This window comes from Frankia sp. AgB1.9, from assembly GCF_016786355.1.
In the GTDB taxonomy this organism is placed as follows: Bacteria; Actinomycetota; Actinomycetes; order Frankiales; family Frankiaceae; genus Pseudofrankia.
The window spans coordinates 49,047-65,697 of sequence record NZ_JADWYX010000017.1 but is presented as its reverse complement, the minus strand read 5'-3'; the positions used below and the strand labels follow the sequence as shown (position 1 = coordinate 65,697).

At 70.5% G+C, this 16,651-nt stretch carries 9 protein-coding genes and 1 pseudogene; 3 read left to right on the top strand and 7 right to left on the bottom strand.

Annotation, left to right across the window (positions count from 1 at the left end; all coding sequences use genetic code 11):
* Window positions 1–147 precede the first annotated feature (147 nt).
* Window positions 148–963 carry a siderophore-interacting protein gene (locus I6A60_RS08760; protein WP_203012611.1) on the bottom strand — a complete coding sequence of 272 codons (816 nt, stop codon included), beginning with the start codon at window positions 961–963 and terminating at the stop codon, window positions 148–150.
* Between the two features lie 249 nt (window positions 964–1,212).
* Here I6A60_RS08760 and I6A60_RS08755 point away from each other — a divergent pair, with 249 nt between their 5' ends.
* The 3 genes and pseudogenes from I6A60_RS08755 (at window position 1,213) to I6A60_RS08750 (ending at window position 8,334) form a co-directional block, all read left to right on the top strand.
* Window positions 1,213–3,351 carry an NAD-binding protein gene (locus I6A60_RS08755; protein WP_203012610.1) on the top strand — a complete coding sequence of 713 codons (2,139 nt, stop codon included), beginning with the start codon at window positions 1,213–1,215 and terminating at the stop codon, window positions 3,349–3,351.
* Window positions 3,352–3,367: 16 nt separating this feature from the next.
* Window positions 3,368–3,502, top strand: a pseudogene (locus tag I6A60_RS43950) (DUF4389 domain-containing protein); the annotation flags it as partial.
* Between the two features lie 308 nt (window positions 3,503–3,810).
* Window positions 3,811–8,334, top strand: a complete 4,524-nt coding sequence (locus I6A60_RS08750; RefSeq protein WP_307873589.1) for an FtsK/SpoIIIE domain-containing protein — start codon at window positions 3,811–3,813, stop codon at window positions 8,332–8,334.
* 819 nt (window positions 8,335–9,153) lie between these two features.
* Here the strand turns inward: I6A60_RS08750 and I6A60_RS08745 are convergent.
* The 6 genes from I6A60_RS08745 to I6A60_RS08720 form a co-directional block, all read right to left on the bottom strand.
* The gene (locus I6A60_RS08745) at window positions 9,154–9,786 is read right to left on the bottom strand and encodes a hypothetical protein (protein WP_203012598.1); all 633 of its coding nucleotides are present in this window, start codon (window positions 9,784–9,786) and stop codon (window positions 9,154–9,156) included.
* A 175-nt stretch (window positions 9,787–9,961) separates the two neighbouring features.
* Window positions 9,962–10,285 (bottom strand): hypothetical protein, encoded by a 324-nt coding sequence (locus I6A60_RS08740; RefSeq protein WP_203012596.1) that lies wholly within the window; start codon window positions 10,283–10,285, stop codon window positions 9,962–9,964.
* 166 nt (window positions 10,286–10,451) lie between these two features.
* The gene (locus I6A60_RS08735) at window positions 10,452–15,167 is read right to left on the bottom strand and encodes a DUF6531 domain-containing protein (protein WP_203055590.1); all 4,716 of its coding nucleotides are present in this window, start codon (window positions 15,165–15,167) and stop codon (window positions 10,452–10,454) included.
* Window positions 15,168–15,197: 30 nt separating this feature from the next.
* Entirely contained in the window at window positions 15,198–15,494 is a 297-nt protein-coding gene (locus tag I6A60_RS08730) for a WXG100 family type VII secretion target (RefSeq protein WP_203012594.1), read from the bottom strand.
* A 142-nt stretch (window positions 15,495–15,636) separates the two neighbouring features.
* Window positions 15,637–16,278, bottom strand: coding sequence for a hypothetical protein (locus tag I6A60_RS08725; protein WP_203012593.1), 642 nt, complete (start codon window positions 16,276–16,278; stop codon window positions 15,637–15,639).
* Window positions 16,275–16,643 (bottom strand): hypothetical protein, encoded by a 369-nt coding sequence (locus I6A60_RS08720; protein WP_203042639.1) that lies wholly within the window; start codon window positions 16,641–16,643, stop codon window positions 16,275–16,277. The genes I6A60_RS08725 and I6A60_RS08720 overlap by 4 nt, the downstream gene beginning before the upstream one ends.
* Window positions 16,644–16,651: the final 8 nt, after the last annotated feature.

The following is a 16,651-nucleotide window of genomic DNA, read 5'->3' as shown; positions in this document are numbered from 1 at the left end:
ATCGCCCGATATCCGGAGCATATGCGCCACCGCTCGCCGAATGGAGGGCCTTCGGCGAACACTTCTCTTGGGCGCCAAAGCACCTGCTCGCCGCCAAAGCCGAATCCGCTGCGCAGGGCTGGACGAAGATCGGGAGGCCCCGGGAGGTCAGTCCTCGCCGTAGTCGTGGTCCGGGTGGTCGGCCGCGCCGAGACGCCAGTAGCCCCTGGAGGTCAGGGCGGTGCGGGGCCACTGCCGCTCGGTCAGGAAGTACGACCGCAGCTGGCGTACGGCGCCCGACTCGCAGGCAACCCAGACCTGCGTGCCGGCAGGCAGGGTCGTGGACCTCGCCGCCGCTGCGAGCTCGGCTCCCCAGGCGTCGGCGACGCGTCGATGGTGCCAGGTGACCGTGGCACCGGCCGGAGCGGGCAGCGGCAGCTCGTCCTGCGCGCCGGCCACCTCCAGGTGGACCTCGGCGGTCGCGGTGTCACGAAGTGCCTCGAGCAGGGTCGCCACGGCGGGGATCGCGCTCTCGTCAGCGCCGATCCACCAGTGCGGCACGGTCTCGTCGAGGGCGAACCGGCCGCCGGGACCAGCGATGGCCACCTGGTCGCCGACCGCCGCCCGCTGCGCCCAGGTCGACGCCGGGCCCTCCCCGTGCAGCACGAACTGGACCTCAAGGGTGTTGGTCGCCGGGTCGTAGCGGCGTGGCGTGTAGGTGCGCATCGTCGGGCGTTTCCCGGCCGGCATGACCAGACCGTCGGGACCAGCCTGCGGAAGCGCGAGGGCGCCGGTCTCGTCGGGAAGAAAGACCTTGATGTGGGCGGTCGGCGGCGGCGTGGGGAAGCCCACGAGTCCCGCCCCGCTGAACTGGATGGCCGTCAGGCGCGGGGTCAGTCGTTCGACTCCCACGACCTCGACCTGGCGTGGCGGCGGGCGATGCCCTCGGCGGCCGGCGGTGCCCCGAACGGATGGTGTCGTCATGGTTGCTCCTCGGACCTCGATGACCGTTACGAGCATATCTCGATATATCGAGAGCGGACCCGGGTTGGGGCGATCGAGGTTCGGTGGGGCTCTCGTCGCGTCCGAGGGGATAGGTCCGTCTATCGCCGGCAACGGCGCGGGGCCCCCGATCCTCGCCCCGAGCGGGCCGTTCCAACGGGGAAACGGACCCGTTCCACCGTGGACAGACAGTCGTGGTTCGCTCTCCTCAGCGAAGGAGGCAGGAACGGCGTGGCGAAGGTGTCGGGGCACGTCATCGTCTGCGGGCTGAGCGCTCTGGGTTCGCGGGTGGCTGAGCAGCTGGTGGCGTCTGGGGTCGCTGTGGTGGTCGTGGACGACCGCGACCCGACGGGCTCACGCCGGCGGCTGGAACGCAGCGGCGTCCGAGTGGTCCCCGAGAGCGCGCACAGCCCGGAGGCGCTGCGCGAGGCGGACATCGACACGGCTCTGGCCGTCGCCGCCTGCGGAGACCTGGATCTGGACAATCTGCAGACCGCGATCGCCGCCGCCGAGGTCGCGCCGAACAGGCGCCTGGTCGTGAGCATCGACAACGCCCAGCTCGGCGACCAGCTCGCCGCCGCGATCCCGGCCGCGACGGTCATCAACATGGCGGACCGGGTCGGGCCGAGCTTTGTCGAGGCCTGTATCCGGTCCGATGTGGTCCATGCCTTCACCTTGTTCGCGGATCCGGCGACCAACCACGACCAAGAAGCTCCGGAGGTCTTCGCGGTCGTCGACGCGGTCGTCGACGAAGCGGACGCGTTCCGGGCCCGCTACGGCGACCTCACCCCGATCGCGTTGCGCCGGCCGGCCGACCGGGACCCGGTCCTCTGCCCACCGCGAGACATCCCGCTGGCACCGGGGGACCAGCTGACGATGCTGGGCCGTCTCGCCGAGTTCGACGCCCGCGGACTGACGGTCGCGGGCATGCACGATGCCCGCACCTTCGCCGAGATCGCCGCCGTCGCGCGTAAACGGCAGGAACGGTCCGGGTCCAACCCCATCCTGCGGAGTGAGGCGGGCCAGGGACCCCTCGGCCGGGCCCGGGCGCTACTCGCGACCATCCGCGGCGAGTTCGACGGCCCGTTCCGCTGGGCGCTCGGCGCCGTGCTCACGCTCGTCGTCCTGAGCACCGTCGTGCTGAGACTGACCTACGCCGCCAACGACCCGGACGCCCCGGCCGACTTCGACGCCTTCGACGCGCTTTATCTGACGGTCGAGACGATGACGACGGTCGGCTACGGCGACTTCAACTTTGGCGACGCGAGCCATTGGCTACAGGCCTTCGGCATCCTTCTGATGCTGTTCGGCGCCCTCTCGGTCGCCGTCATCTACGCGTTCATCACCAACGTCATCATCAGTCGGAAGCTGGAGAAGGCGCTCGGTCGCGGCCGGGCCGGCACCGTGCGCGGCCATGTGGTGCTGTGCGGGCTTGGCAAGATCGGCACGGCGACGATGGAAGGGCTACTGCGTGCCGGCCGGGCCGTGGTGGTGATCGAGCGGGATGAGCACAACCGGTTCCTGCCGGTCGCGCGTGAGCGTGGCGTGCCGGTGGTGATCGGTGACGCGACGGTGCGGACCACCCTGCTGCAGGCCGGTCTCGGCCGTGCGACCGCGATCGCGGCTCTGACCAGCGACGGCGTCGCCAACCTGGAGACCGTGCTGTCCGCGCGCGATGCCTATGAGGAGCTAGCCCAGGCGCGCGACGAGCGGATTGCGGCCCGCCACGCCGCCAGCAAGGCGGGCGGCCGGTCCTACCAGCGGCATGCCCGCGTCGCGGCCGGCCCGACCCCGGATGCCGGGCCCGACGAGCCCGCGTTGCGGGTGGTGCTGCGCGTCGCCGACTCGTCGATGACCTCGGAGGTGGAGCGTCGCTTCGACATCCACACCGTGCGCAGTGCCGCGGCGCTCGCGTCGCCCTACTTCGTCGGCGCGGCGCTCGGTTACGACGTCATCAGCACCTTCTACGTCGAACGCACCCCGTTCCTGGTCGCTCGCATGGTCGTGCGGCCCGGTGCCGCCCTGGTCGGCCCGACCCTCGCCGAGCTGGCCACCGGGGCCCGCATCCTGGCCGTCACCGCGGCGGCCTCCGCGGCCGCCTCGCCGGCCGCGGCGGAGCCGCACAGGGCCGGGTCCAACGGGAAGACTCCCGTTCCGGCGGTGAACGGCGCGGGACCGGTCCGTCCCAACCTGCGGCCCAGCCGCCACACCCGGTTGCGGGCCGGCGACGAGCTGCTCGCGGTCGGCCCGGTGACCGAGATCGTCGACATGATCCGTCGTAACCAGCGCCCGGCCGACGCGCGCCGTTCGGAGTCGCTCTCGCCCGCGGGCGCCAATGGCGCGGCCGAGCCGGAAGAACGCGACGGCTGACGGTGGGGACCGCGCCCGGGTCATCGCCTACGCGGCCCTGATGACCGACGTCTGCCCGCCCTTCCGGCTCGACCAGGGCGGGCCCGACCCCTCGGCCGCATCGACACCCCCGGCACCGAGCTGGCCGACCGCCTCTGCCGACGACTCATAACCGCTGGGGCATAAAGAGAACGGAAGCTCTCGGCTCGGCCGTCGACCCGCCTCGGGCCGGCGGCCGGCCGCATGCGGAGCGGTTCAACCCCGCCCGGAGCGGGACGATTTCCGGCTAGTCTGACAGCGCACAGAAGATCACCAGTTCGGCGTCGTGCGCGGGTCTGGTTTTGGGTCGCATCACTGGGTCACATCACTGGTCACGGCAGCGGGTCACGGCGACATGGGGTCGCGACGCCGGCGGGTCACCGCGGCGGCAGGTCATGGTGCGGCACGGGTCTCGGAGGCGAGCCTGGTGTGATCATCAGGGTGACGGTGCGACACGCGTCCACGGGCGCGAGCCGTGACGTCGAGATCACCGCGGAGCCCGCCACCACCCTCGCGTCCGTTCTGGCCGCGCTGCCGCTGCCCGCCGCCGGCCGTCCCTGCTATGTCGGCGAGCAGCTTCTCGACCCGACGGCCACCGTGGGGGAGAGCCCGCTGCTCCAGGGCGCGACCGTCAGCATCGGCGCGCCCGGCCCGCTCCAGCGCGCGCTGGAGCCGGGGGCTGTCGGCGCGCTGCGGGTCCTCGACGGGCCCGACACGGGACTCGTCGCCTGGCTCCCGCCTGGTCGGCGGACGGCGGCCCGCACCGGCGACGCCGACCTCGTGCTGCACTGCGAGCAGGCCTCCCGCGAGCACGTCGAGATCGAGATCGATGTTCTGGGCCGAGCGGAGGCCGTCGACGTCGGCTCCTTCAACGGCACCTTCCTCGATGGCGAACGGCTGACCGAACCGGCCGCGCTGTCGGCCGGCTCGCTGCTCCAGGTCGGTTCCGACCGGCTCGAATGGGTTCCGCTGCCGGCCGCCGGCCTGACCACGAAGCCGGGTGGTGACGGCCGGCTCGACTTCGACCGGACGTTCATCTCCCCACCGGCCGTCCACCCAGCCGAGATCGTGCTGCCGGCTCCGCCGACCCGGCCACCCACCTCCCGGCTGGGAACCTGGCTCTCAGCGCTGCTTCCGGTGGCGATGGGCCTGGTGCTCGCCGTGGTCACGCACCGCACGCTTGTCCTGCTCATGTGCCTGCTAGGCCCGCTGGGCGTGATCGGTACCCAGGTGAGCGACCGTCGCCAACGCCGGCTGGACCGCGGGCGTTATGAAGAAGCCACAGCCGGCGTGGCCCGCGATCTCGGCGCAAGGATCGCCGACGAGGAGCGGACCCGTCGGGCGCGGGCACCAGACCTCGTCGAGGTGACACTGGCGGCGACCGGCGCCAGCCGGCACCTGTGGCCCCGTAACGCGGACTCACCAGATGGACTGTCCCTGCGGCTCGGCGTCGGCACCGCCGCGCCATCGTTCGTGATCCGCGGCGAGCGGTGGGCCGGCTTCCAGGAGCCTGAGCTACGCGGGATTCCGCTGACGGTCGACCTGCGCGCCGTCGGAGTCCTCGGCATCGTCGGGTCGGCGGCCACCGCGGGATCGCTGGCCCGCTGGCTGCTGATCCAGCTCGGTACGCTGCGCAGCCCCGACGACCTGCGCCTCGTGCTCATCACCTCGACCGACGACGCCGACCTTTCCTGGGCGACCTGGCTGCCGCACACCTACGACAGCGAAGCCGGCGATCTCCCCTGTTGGGTCGGGAACACGGCGTCCACGCGGGCCGACCGCGTCCGCGAGCTGCGCGAGCTGATCTCGATCCGGCTGGCCGAACGGCGCGGGAACACCAATGTCCGCCACGAGGTGGACGTGGTCGTCCTGCTGGACGGCGCGCTCGCCCTGCGCAACCTGCCCGGGATGAAGGCGGTCCTTCGCGACGGTCCCGAGGCGGGCGTCTACGTTCTCGCGGTCGACCGGACCGCGCCGAACGAATGCCGCGGCACCTGCGTCGTAGACGACCACCTTGCCCTGGAGCTCACACGCGGGCGGGGCGAGCCGCCGTTACACGGTGTCGCCGAGGGGCTCGACACCGAGCTGGCCGAGGAGCTCGCCCGCGCGATCGCGCCGATGCGGGACCGGCTGAGCCTCGGCGGCACAACGGCAAGCATTCCCAGGCAGGTCCGGCTCCTCGACCTGGTCGGCATCCAACGGCCGAGCGCCGGCGCCGTCGCCGAGCTGTGGGCCGCCGCGCCGGGACCGACCACCCGCGTCGTTCTCGGCGCCGACGCCGACGGGCCCGTCACCATCGACCTTGCCGGCCAGGGACCGCACACCATGCTCGGCGGCGCGACCGGCGCGGGCAAGAGCATCCTGCTGCAGACGCTGGTGACGTCCCTGCTGCTGGCGAACACGCCGGACGAGCTGAACCTGGTGCTCATCGACTTCAAGGGCGGCAGCGCGTTCCTGCCCTTCGAGAACTGCCCCCATGTGGTCGCGCTGCTGCGCTCGACCGGGGAGACGCCGGCCGACGTGTTCGACCAGGCGGCCGCCCGGCGCGTGCTCGCCTCGGTCCGAGCCGAGGTCCACCGGCGGGAACGGCTCCTCGCGCGGCACGGCGGCGAGATCGACGAGTACTGGCGTGCCCGACGTAGTGGCCGCCCGACGGCGCCGTTGCCGCGGCTTGTGCTGGTGTTCGACGAGTTCGCCCGGGTGCTGGAGACCTCGCCAGACTTTCTGCGTGAGTTGGTCAACGTCGCTGGCAAGGGGCGATCGCTGGGCATGCACCTGGTACTGGCGACCCAGTCGCTGCAGGGAAAGCTCTCCGCCGAGCTGAAGAACAACATCGACCTGCGGATCACCCTGCGGCAGAACGAGCCGGCTGACAGCGTCGAGGTCCTCGGTGTTCCCGATGCGGCGGCCATCCCGGGCCGCCTGCGCGGACGCGGCATGATCCTCTTCACCAAGGACGAGACCCGCGCGCCGCGGCCGTTCCAGTCTGGCTACCTCGGCGACCCGCCCCCCGCCGACGGCGCGCCCCCTGCCCGGGTCCGCGTGGTCGACTGGGGCGCGCTCGGCCTGCCGCGGCCAGAGGAGAAGGTCGACCACGGGGGCGCCGCCACCGACCAGACGCTGACTATCCGCGCCATCGAGGAGGCGGCGGCCCGGGCGGACCTACCGGCACCGTTCCGGCCGCTGCTGCCACCGTTGCCCGCTGACCTGACCATCGCCGACCTGGCCGCCGCCGCGACGACACCGGCCGGCGCTACGGAGATCCCCGTCGGCCTGGCCGACGAGCCGGCCGTTCAGGCACAACCGCCGCTGGTCTTCGACCTTGCCGGCACCGACCGGCTCCTGGCCGCGGGCGGACCGCAAAGCGGCCGCACCACGCTCGCCGCCGCGCTCATCACCGGTATGGCCGCACGGTTTCGGCCCGACGAGGCGCATGTCTACGTCATCGAACGACAACCGGCTGGCCTCGACGCCTACGGGGCGCTGCCACACTGCGGCGCCGTCGTCTCCACCGCGGAACCTGACCGCATCCGCCGACTGGCCGCCTGGCTGCTCGAAGAGGTCACCACTCGGCTGTCCACCCGCGCGGGGCCGGCCGGCCATGGCGGCACCGGGGGCGGGCCCACGGCCGCTGGGCCAGGCGGGGGCGGGCGGCGGCCGTGGATCGTGCTGATCGTCGACGGCTGGGAGTACTTCGAGAACCGGGCCGACCCGAATTTCGTAGAGACGACCCCGTTGCAGGAACTACGCGAGGTGATCGCGGCCGGACCACCGGTCGGAGTTCACGTCATCCTGCTCGGCGGCCAGGATCTCGCCGGCGGCCGAACGGCGGCCTTGTTCACCCGCCGGCTTCTGCTGCCGTTTGGCAAAGAGGAACTGCGCCGACTGCACTACCCGACCGGCACCGCGAGCCCGCCCGACCTCCCCGGCCGGGCCGTCGACGCCGCGACCGGTACCCACCTCCAACTGGCCCGTTCCCACCTCTCGGCGGCCCGCCTGACCGAGTACGTCACCCAGCTCAGGCTCGGGCCTGCCGTTGACGACGCCCGCGGCCCGGACCGCAGGCCGGAGCCTGACCGGGCCGGCTTCGCTCGACAACTCGGGATGGCCAGCGGTTCCGAGAGCAGCCCGGCCGTCAACGCGGATGGCGTCCGTCCACCGGCCGACTTCGCGTCGGCGACCCACCGGCGGGCATTCGTGCCGCCGACCGCGGTCGCTCCGTTGGCATTCGGACTGCCGCGCCAATTTCCGTCGATGCCGACCCGAGTGCGATCCGACGAGCTTCCGGCGCTACATCCCGCACCCTCCCCGACCTGGCTCCCGCTCGGCATCGGGGGAAAGGACGTGGCGACCGTCGGTCTCGACCTGTTCGGTCCGGGACCGCACGCCCTGCTCGTCTCCGGCCCGCCCGGCTCGGGCCGCACGACCGCGGCCGCGACCATCGTCCAGGGCCTTCGCCGTCTCGGCGTCGGCGCTCTGGTCGTCGCGCCGCCAAGATCGCCGCTCCCTGCCCTTCTCGGCAACGATGACCCGGGTATCCGCCTCGTCCGCGCCGGCGACGTCAAGGACACTCAACTCCGCGAAGCCGCCGAGACCTTCGGCGACAGCCGTTTCGCCGTGATCGTGGACGACTGCGACCACCTCACCATCGAGCCGACGGTCGTCAACTTCGCCGATGCCCGCACCCTGCTCGAAGAAGCCGCTAGCCCAGCCGCAGCCGGCCACAAAGCCCTCATCCTGTGCGGCGACGCCACACCCATCCTCAACGGCCAGCGCCGGTCCCTGCTCAAGGTAACCAACGAGATCAGGACGTCCGGCGGCCTCCTCCTGCTAACCCCGACCTCCCCGCACACCGCCCGCGAACACAACCTCCGCCTCGAACCCGACCAACTCTTCCCCACCCCGCCAGGCCGGGCCTACCTCACCATCCGCGGAACCGCAACCTTGATCCAGCTCGCAACCTGACCCAGTAGCGCTGGACTGAGCTCAATCTGGATCTTGGTCAATACGGGCGGCGTCGCCCGCATGGCCGAAATGCGCGGAAAATTCCCAGTGCCGGGTCCGGCCAGGCCAGCCGCTGGCTTGATCGCCGTTTTGGCTCTCACGTGGTCACAAAACCGTCCTAGTTACAGCCACGCGAGGGCGAAAACAGCGATCTTGCCGGTCTAGGGACGAGGCCGACCTCGTCAGATGCGGCACTCGAGGTCTCGCTCCACACGAACCTCGGGCTCCGGCGCAGTGGGCCGATCGATCGAACGCGCCGGGCGGCCGAATTGGGCCGAACGGCCGGTTCTGGGTCGAGCGGCCGGGTTAGGCCGAGCGACTGGTTGTTGGCCGACCGATTGGATGGGCTGCGTGACCGACCTGGCCACCGACCGCAGAGCAACGCCGGCTGGCATTTTCGTGATCGGGTGGATTCGGGGTAGCCCTGGCGACCCCGAATCCACCCGATCACGAAGCCGGCCTGTCCACAGGGGGCGCGGTTTCCACAGATTGGCCTGCTTGGTTGTATCGGCGGTGGAAGACAAGCATTCTGGGTGGATGGTCGAGGAGCTGGTCGGGTTGCAATGCGGAATCATCAGTCTGGAACAGGCGCTCGGGAGTGGGGTCACTCGGGGTCATATTAGGGCCAATATTTCCGGGGGTCGCTGGTCGTGTGTTTTCCCAGGGATTTATGCCACGTTTAGTGGCCCGCTACCCCGCGAAGCCCAGCTCTGGGCGGCCGTGCTGCAGGCTGGCGAGGGAGCGATGCTCAGCCACTACACGGTGGCAGAATTGACGGGGCTAGTAGACCGACCAAGTCCAATTATCCATGTCACTGTGCCGCATCCGCGTAGCCCTCGCCCGGTCGCCGGAGTTCGGATGCATCGGAGCCATCGAAGCACTTTGGCCCGGCATCCGGTGAAAAGTCCGCCGCAGAGCCGATTCGAAGAGGCTGTCGTCGACCTGACCCAATGTTCCCGGAATCTCGACGAGGCGATCAGCTGGTTGGCGCGAGCTGTCGGTGCCCGGCTCACGACCGCCGAGCGTCTTAAAGGCACGATGGACGTACGGCCGAAGATGCGCTGGCGGGCCCCACTGGCGGCCGCAGCGCAAGACGTCGAGTTGGGCTGCCATTCGTTGCTGGAAGTCAGGTACCTGCGTGACGTCGAGCGAGCCCACGCTCTGCCTTCCGCCGAACGCCAGGCTGCTCGACCTCGTAGAGGAGGCCACCGGCGGGACGACGTGTTCTACCGCGAGTACCGCCTTCGAGTGGAACTCGACGGCGCGATAGCCCATCCAGCTCATGCGCAGACGCGTGACCGTCGCGCCGACAACGAGGCGATACTGGTCGGCGACCAGCCACTGCGCTACGGCTCGGCCGCGATCTTCGAAACCCCCTGCGATGTCGCCGCAGAGGTCGCGATCCTCCTCCAACGCGCCGGTTGGTCATCCTCTCCACGCCGCTGCTCCCGTTCCACCTGCGCTGTCCCCTAAACCCGGCACGTCTCGACGCACCGGCAGCGACACAAGATCATGTCGACCAGTCGAAGCGATTCTTCGACTACGTTCACTACCGCAGCGAACTCGTCGAGGCTTGGCCTGTGTGTTGCTACAGGCTCTCCGAGTTCTCCTGGCCGGGTAGGTCGCGATAGTCGTCCACAACGTCCTGTACCTCGGGGTCATCGACCTCTGATGCCCACTTGATGAAGATGTTGAGAAGGTTGATCTGCTTGAGATCATCTAGGAGGTCGGCCACGCATCTGTAGTCGAGCCAATCGATTGGCTCTGTCGGCTCCATGAAATGTCTCGCGATGAGGGGGCGCAATGCGATAGCCAGCCACCCCGGGTCGACGCGACGAAGAGCGTCCCGCGCAAATAGGATGTCATCGGTGGCGCCGATCGCCGCATCAAAGACATCGTCGATAAGGTCCATCGTTAGTGATTCTGGACCTTCGTGTAGTACCCGCAATGCGGTAGCCCGCCCTCGCCGAGTTCCGAGCGCCTGCCGAAGCTGGGATTTGATGTCGACCTTGAATAGTCGCATCCTCGCAGCAATGAACGCGTTCTCGGCTTCCACCAGGTCTTCCCAGGGTTCCATTCTAGTTCTTTCTTCCGGCGCGTTTCCAGGGTAGCCCGAGGAATTTATCTACAAAATCTTCTGGTTTCATCGGTTTTGTTGGATATATGCTTGCGTGGGTCGGAAAGTGTATGCCGCCGGCATCTCTGCCATCTCGAATGAGTCCGATCCCATCTGGCATCGGGGTGTCGGCGGGTATGGAATGATATATTCCACGCACCGGCACATTCGTGACGTCTGCGAATGTTGAGGCCCCTTTCACCTCGGGGGGTTCCTGTGGAATTATCATGCCGTCGGGGCTGACGTCGAAATCTTTCCCGAGACGAGGGGCTCGAGGTCCTTGTGCGTTGCCGAATGCGTGGAGGAAATCCTTGCATGGAGCAAGTCCGAAGGGGTCCAGCCAAATTTGCGGGTTCGTTACGTAGGTCCAAGGATTGGATGAAGGGGAGAGTCCCAATGCGTCGGACGTCCCGTAACGCGCTGTCGCTGGGTCGTAATAGCGGTGGAAGTTGTAGTTGAGGCCGGTTTCGGGGTCGTGGTACTGGCCGGGGAAGCGTAGCGGGCAGTCGGTCGTGGTCGGGGTGGATGGTGGGGAGACGCCCCAGAGCGTCGAGTGGGAGTGCCAGGCTAGGCGCCCGTCGGGGTCGACCAGCTCGGTTGGGGTGCCGATCAGGTCGGTGATGATGGCGTGGAACCGGGCGTCGTACCAGGCCTGATCGGGGTCGTCTGGCCGAGAGCTCGCAGAAGGGGCTTGGCCGCCGGTGGGGTGGCGTTCGGACTGGGTGAGAGGTCGGAACGTGTTGGGTTCCCAGTCCCAGGTGGTGACCGTTGTCGCGGTAGCCGGGCCGCCGGTTTCGCCCTGCGCGGTATGGACCGTGTGGTGCTGTTCGGCGAGTACGAGGCCATCCCAGACGAAGGTGATCTGTTCGATGATGTCGCCGGCGCTGCTGAGACGTTGTTTGGCAATGCGGCGGCCGAAGCCGTCGTAGCGGTATTGCCAGACGGTGCCGTCGGGGGTGGTGACGGCGGTCAGGCGATCGTCGGCGTCCCAGGTGTACCGCCACTCGTCGGTTTCCCCGGGGGCGTGGAGCTGCTGGCGCAGGGTTACCCGGCCTTGCGCGTCGTGCTCGTAGCGGGTCGTGCCAGCCTGACGGATCAGCGTGCCGTCATAACGGCGCTCGCCCTGTTCGTCGGCGGTGTCGGGGTCGACAGACGCCGGCCACGCGGCGCCCGTGAGGTTGCCGGCCGGGTCGTAGGCGTAGCGCTCCGCCCAGGCGGCGCCCCGGACGGCGGTGACGCGGCGCATCGCGTCGAGCTCGAAGTGGCGCACGCCGGCCAGGAGATCGTCGGTCTCGGCGAGGTAGCCGTCCGAGGTGTAGGTGAAGTCGCGGCGTTGCAGAAGCCTGGAGGTGCCGGGCGGCTGCCCAGGCTCCGCGAGGCCCGGGCCGGCAAAGCCAGCCGGACCGGCGACCAGCGCCTGGGAGCGGAGCTGATCCCTCGCGTCCCACCGCTGGGCGAGCAGGACCTCGGCGCCGCCGGGGGCGTCGCGGGCGAGGTGGCGTTCGAGCTCGTGCCCGGCCGCGTCATGGGTGAACGTCAGGAGCTGGCCGGCCGTGCGCAGCGTCAGCGGGCGGCCGGCGGCGTCGTGTTCCCAGGCGCTGACGGCGCCCGACGGGGTGGTGCGCCGGGTTCGGTGGCCCAACGGGTCGTATCGCGACGTCAGGCGGCGCCCGTCGCAGCTCTCCGCGGTGACACGGCCGAGGACGTCGCGCTCGAAGACGACCTCGGCGTCCGGGCTGGTGGCACGTACGACTCGGCCGCCGGCGTCGTAGGCGAACGTGGTGACGCCGCCCGGACCGGATCTAGCGACGATGTCCCCACACGAGTCCCGGGCGAAGGTGACGGTCTCGCCAGCGCCGTTTGTCCGCTCGATCAGCTGGCTGGCGGCGTCGTAGCCGTAGCGGATCGTTCGGCCGTTGAAGTCGGTCTCGGCGACGAGCTGGCCGGCGGCGTCGTACTCGTAGCTCCAGCGCAGTCCCTGCGGGTTGGTGACGCTGGTCAGCCGGAGTTCGGTGTCGTAGCCGTAGGCCATCCGGCTGCCGTTGGGGCTCGTGCACACCGTCGGAAGATCGAAATGGGTGTACTCGGTGCGGGTGGTGAAGCCGGCCGGATCGACCTGTTCGACGAGGTTTCCCTCCGGGTCGTACCGGTAGGCGTCGGCGGTCCCGTCGGGGAAACTGCGGCTGGCCAGCTTGCCCTCGGGTGTCCAGGAGAGGCGGGTGACGCCGCCGAGCGGGTCGGTCGTCGCGACCACGCGGCCGAGGGCGTCACGGTCCCAGGTGGTGACCGCGCCGGCCGGGTCGATCACGGCGATCGGCAGGCCGGCGGCGTCGGTCTCGACCTGGGTCAGCTGGCCGAGGGCGTCGGTGACCGCGATCAGCCGGCCACGGTCGTCGTGGACGAGTTCGGTGCGGGCACCGGTCGGGTCGACGACGGCGATCAGGTTGCCGCGGATGTCGTACTCGCGCTCCCAGCGGGCGCCGTCGGCGTCCACGGATGCCAGCGGCCGGCGCTGCGCGTTCCAGGTCGTCGTGGTTCGGGTGCCATCCGGCCGCTCGACCGCGACGAGGTTGCCGACGTCGTCGTAGCGGCAGCGCACCGTGCGGCCGAGGGGATCGGTGACAGTCGTCCGGTTGTCGAAGCGGTCCCAGCCGAAGGTGGTCACCCTGCCGAGCGGGTCGACCTGGCGCGCGGGGCGCAGCCGATCGGTGAAGTGGTGCGCGGTGACCTGCCCCAGGGAGTTCGTCTCCGTCGTGACGTGGCGTTCGTCGTCGTAGGCGAGTGTTCCGGCGAGGTAGTCGTCCGAGCCGGCGGTACGCACGACCCGGCCGGTGGCGTCGTAGGTGTAGCGGTACTCGGTGCCGTTGCGATCGAGCCAGCGGACGATCCGACCGTCGGGGTCGTAGTCGAACCGCAGCGCCCGGCCCGACGAGTTGATCACCTGGGTGAGCTGGCCGGTCGCGTCGTAGCCGTAGCGGACCAGAGTCTGCTCGCCCTCGGCCGTTGCGGCGCCGACGGCCACGATCCGGTGGCCGTCGGTCCGCACGGTGAGCTGGTAGCCGCCGGAATGGCTGAGCTGGGCGAGGTCGCCGTCGGCGTCGTAGCCGAGCTCGATCCGGTTGCCGTTGCGGTCGACGACCGCGGCCAGCGGCAACGCCACCTCGCGCTGGCCGTCGGCGGGAACCGCGAACCGGTAGCTGTGGCCGGCGGCCGCGTCCAGGATCGTGTAATGGCCGGCCTCGTCGAGCGCCAGCTCCAGCCGTGGCCCCGCCTCGGGCAGCACGGGGGGTCCGCCCGGCGTCGGATGCGGGAAAGCGAGCGTGACCCCGTCCGCCGCCGCGAAGCAGACGCCGACGGCGTCGACCTCCAACCGCAGGTCCACCGTGGAGCTCCAGCCGGCGCCGAACCAGCGGCCGGCGGTGTAGCCCGACTGATAGGTGCGCCGCAGCGTCCACGACAGGACGCCGGGTAGCTCGACGTCGTCCTGGTCGAGGATCATCTGGCCGCTGGCCAGGTCGATCGGGTCGCGGCCGGTGACCCGGCACCAGGCCCCCTTCGCGTACACCTCCGCGCGCCGCAGCGGACCGCGGATCCGGCCGGCCTCCTCCAGGCCGCGTGGCGTGGCGGTCCCGAGCCGGCGGCCAAGGGTCGCCAGCGGCCGCGCCCGTCCCGCGCGCAGGGCCGCGGTCACGATCCGCGAACCGCCGCGGCCCGCGCGGACGGCCCGTGCGGCCTCACCGAGCCCGCGCGCGCCCTCGGCCGCGCCTCGGCCACCGGGGATGACGCCGACCGCGTCTATCAGCACCTCGCCGAGCGATGCCTGGCCGCGGCCATATCGGCGCAGCGCGTCCGTGAGCACGACGGCGCCCGCGCCCAACACGACGGCACCGAGGATCCAGCCGGCCGGACCGGAGATCACCATCGCCGCGACGCCCACGACGAGTGCGACGTCAGCGCAGAACCCGACGAAGTTGTGCCAGGACGTGAACGGCTCGGTGACGACGTGGCGGGTGCTGTCCCACGCCTTGAGGTACCAAGGCCGGTTCTTGATCCCGCTGTCCCGCAGCGCGGTGTCGATCCCGTCGGCGCAGGTCCTGGCCGCGCCGCCGCGCAGGCTGGCGGCGTCCCGGGCCAACCGGGCCGCGAGGTCACGGTCGTGGCGGGCGTCCTCGCCCTGCCGGGCGACCACCCGCACCTGGTCGGCCACGTTCGGCACCGTCAGGTCGGCGGTCGCGGCCGCGATCGAGCCCGGGCTGAGCTCGTCGTTCGGCCACAGCAGCAGCGCCCGCTCGGCCGGCAGCATCGTCTGGACCCGGGCGATCGCGCCCTGGTAGCGGGTATGGGCGTCGAGGCCCTGTCGTAGCGCGGCGCCGGCCTGGGACTTCGCGCGCCCGAGCGTGGTGGCGTAGGCGGACAGCGCCGTGCCGCAGTCGCGGTAGGCACGGGCAAGCTTGGCCAGCTGGCCCGGGAGATCGTCGAACGCGCCGGTGTAGCTGGCCGCGTAGTCGCCCCGCATCGCCAGGTCGCCGCCCCCGGCCGCGACCGTGCGCAGCCGTCGGGTTCCGTCGTCGGCCGTCGTCGCGTTGCGCCCCAACCGGGTGGCAAGCGCATGGACGGCCTCAGGGTCTCCCGGTGTCGGATCGGCGTCGAGGCCCAGCACCTGCCAGTCGCTGCTCATCCGGTGCTCCCCACTCCCGCGGGCGGTCGGCTACCCGCCCGCGGCCTGACCGAGGGTCACGTCGAGCTGCTCGTGCTGGGAGATGGCGTCGGTGAGGAACCGGCTCATGCCGGTCAGACCGCTCATGGCCTGGCGGGTTCCGGTGTCCCAGCTGACATACGCCTCATGGAACCGGCCGGAGGCCTGATCGGTGATGAAGCCGCTGGTCACCAGGTTGTCGATCAGGCCTTTGAGCGTCGTCAGCTGGCCTTCCATGTCGGTGTGCGCGCGGGACAGCGCGGTCGCCGTTGAACGGATGGCCTCATAGTCGACCTGGATGTTCGCCATCGAGGGATCTCCCATCGGCGCGAGAAAGGGCGGAAGAGGGCAGGGGCGGCCCGTCAAAGGTCGTAAAGGCCGAGGCGTCGGGTAGACGGACGATGTCTGTGGCGTGGTCAGTCGAAGGGAAATCGCGTCGGGGTCGGTGGAACTAGCCAGGGGGGTCGCCAGCCGACCACTGAAGCGTGTCGCTGATGGCCTCGAAAAGGTCGAGCAACGGGTCGGCGAGACCAACGTGAGGGCTGGTGAGGACGATGTTCAGCACGCCGACTTGCCATTCCTCGTGATCTGTGGTGGGCACCGGAATGAGGGTCTGCATCGTGACGGTGTCGACTGCCGTGCCGCCGTCGAGCGCGGCTGGCTCGACGGCACGGATCCGGACCGCGTCGCCGGCCGGGATGCTGACGATCTCGACGGTGCGCCACGGCCCACCCGGCTGGGTCGGCGCTCGGGCCGTCAGCGCCCCGGCGATCGCGGCGACGGTGCTGTCCGTCGGATCGTCGGCGCCGGCGGTCTGGAACACCAGCAGCGTGGCGACCGTGCCGCCGCCCGGGTCGTCCGCCGGCGCGGCCGCGCAGTACACGGCGCCCCGCCGTTCGGCCCGGTCAGCCACCTCGCGCAGCATCTTGAGCAGCGCGGAACGGTACGGCCGCAGACGCGGCTGGGCCGCCGTGCGCGCGTCGACCAGCCGGGCCAGATCCCCGGTCCGCGTCGCGCGCCGCACGTCGAACGCGAACCAGGAGTCCGGGACCCGCAGGCTGAACCCGCGCTGCCCCGTCACCAGCGCGTTCACGCCGCGCCCGCCGCCGCGGCCAGGCCGAGAGCACTGCCCAGCCCACCGGCGACGTCCGGTGTCGAGGACGCGGGTCCGCCGGCCGGGCCGAGCGCCTGCGCGAGACTCGTATCGACGGCAGCAGTGCCGTCGACCAGCCCGTTCACGAGCCCGATTGCCCTGGCCAGCAGTTGGTCGAGATTTCCCCGGCTGTCCGACGAGTCGCGCACGAATCTTTCCAGTGCGTCCTCGACATCGGTCGAGCCCGTGATGCCGCGCGCCTCGTCGATATCCGACCCGAGCGACGCCAATGACGCTCGAATGGCGGCAAGCTCGCCCGACAACGCGACGGCCGCAGCGCTGTTGAGCCCGAATACGCCGGCCATCACGGACC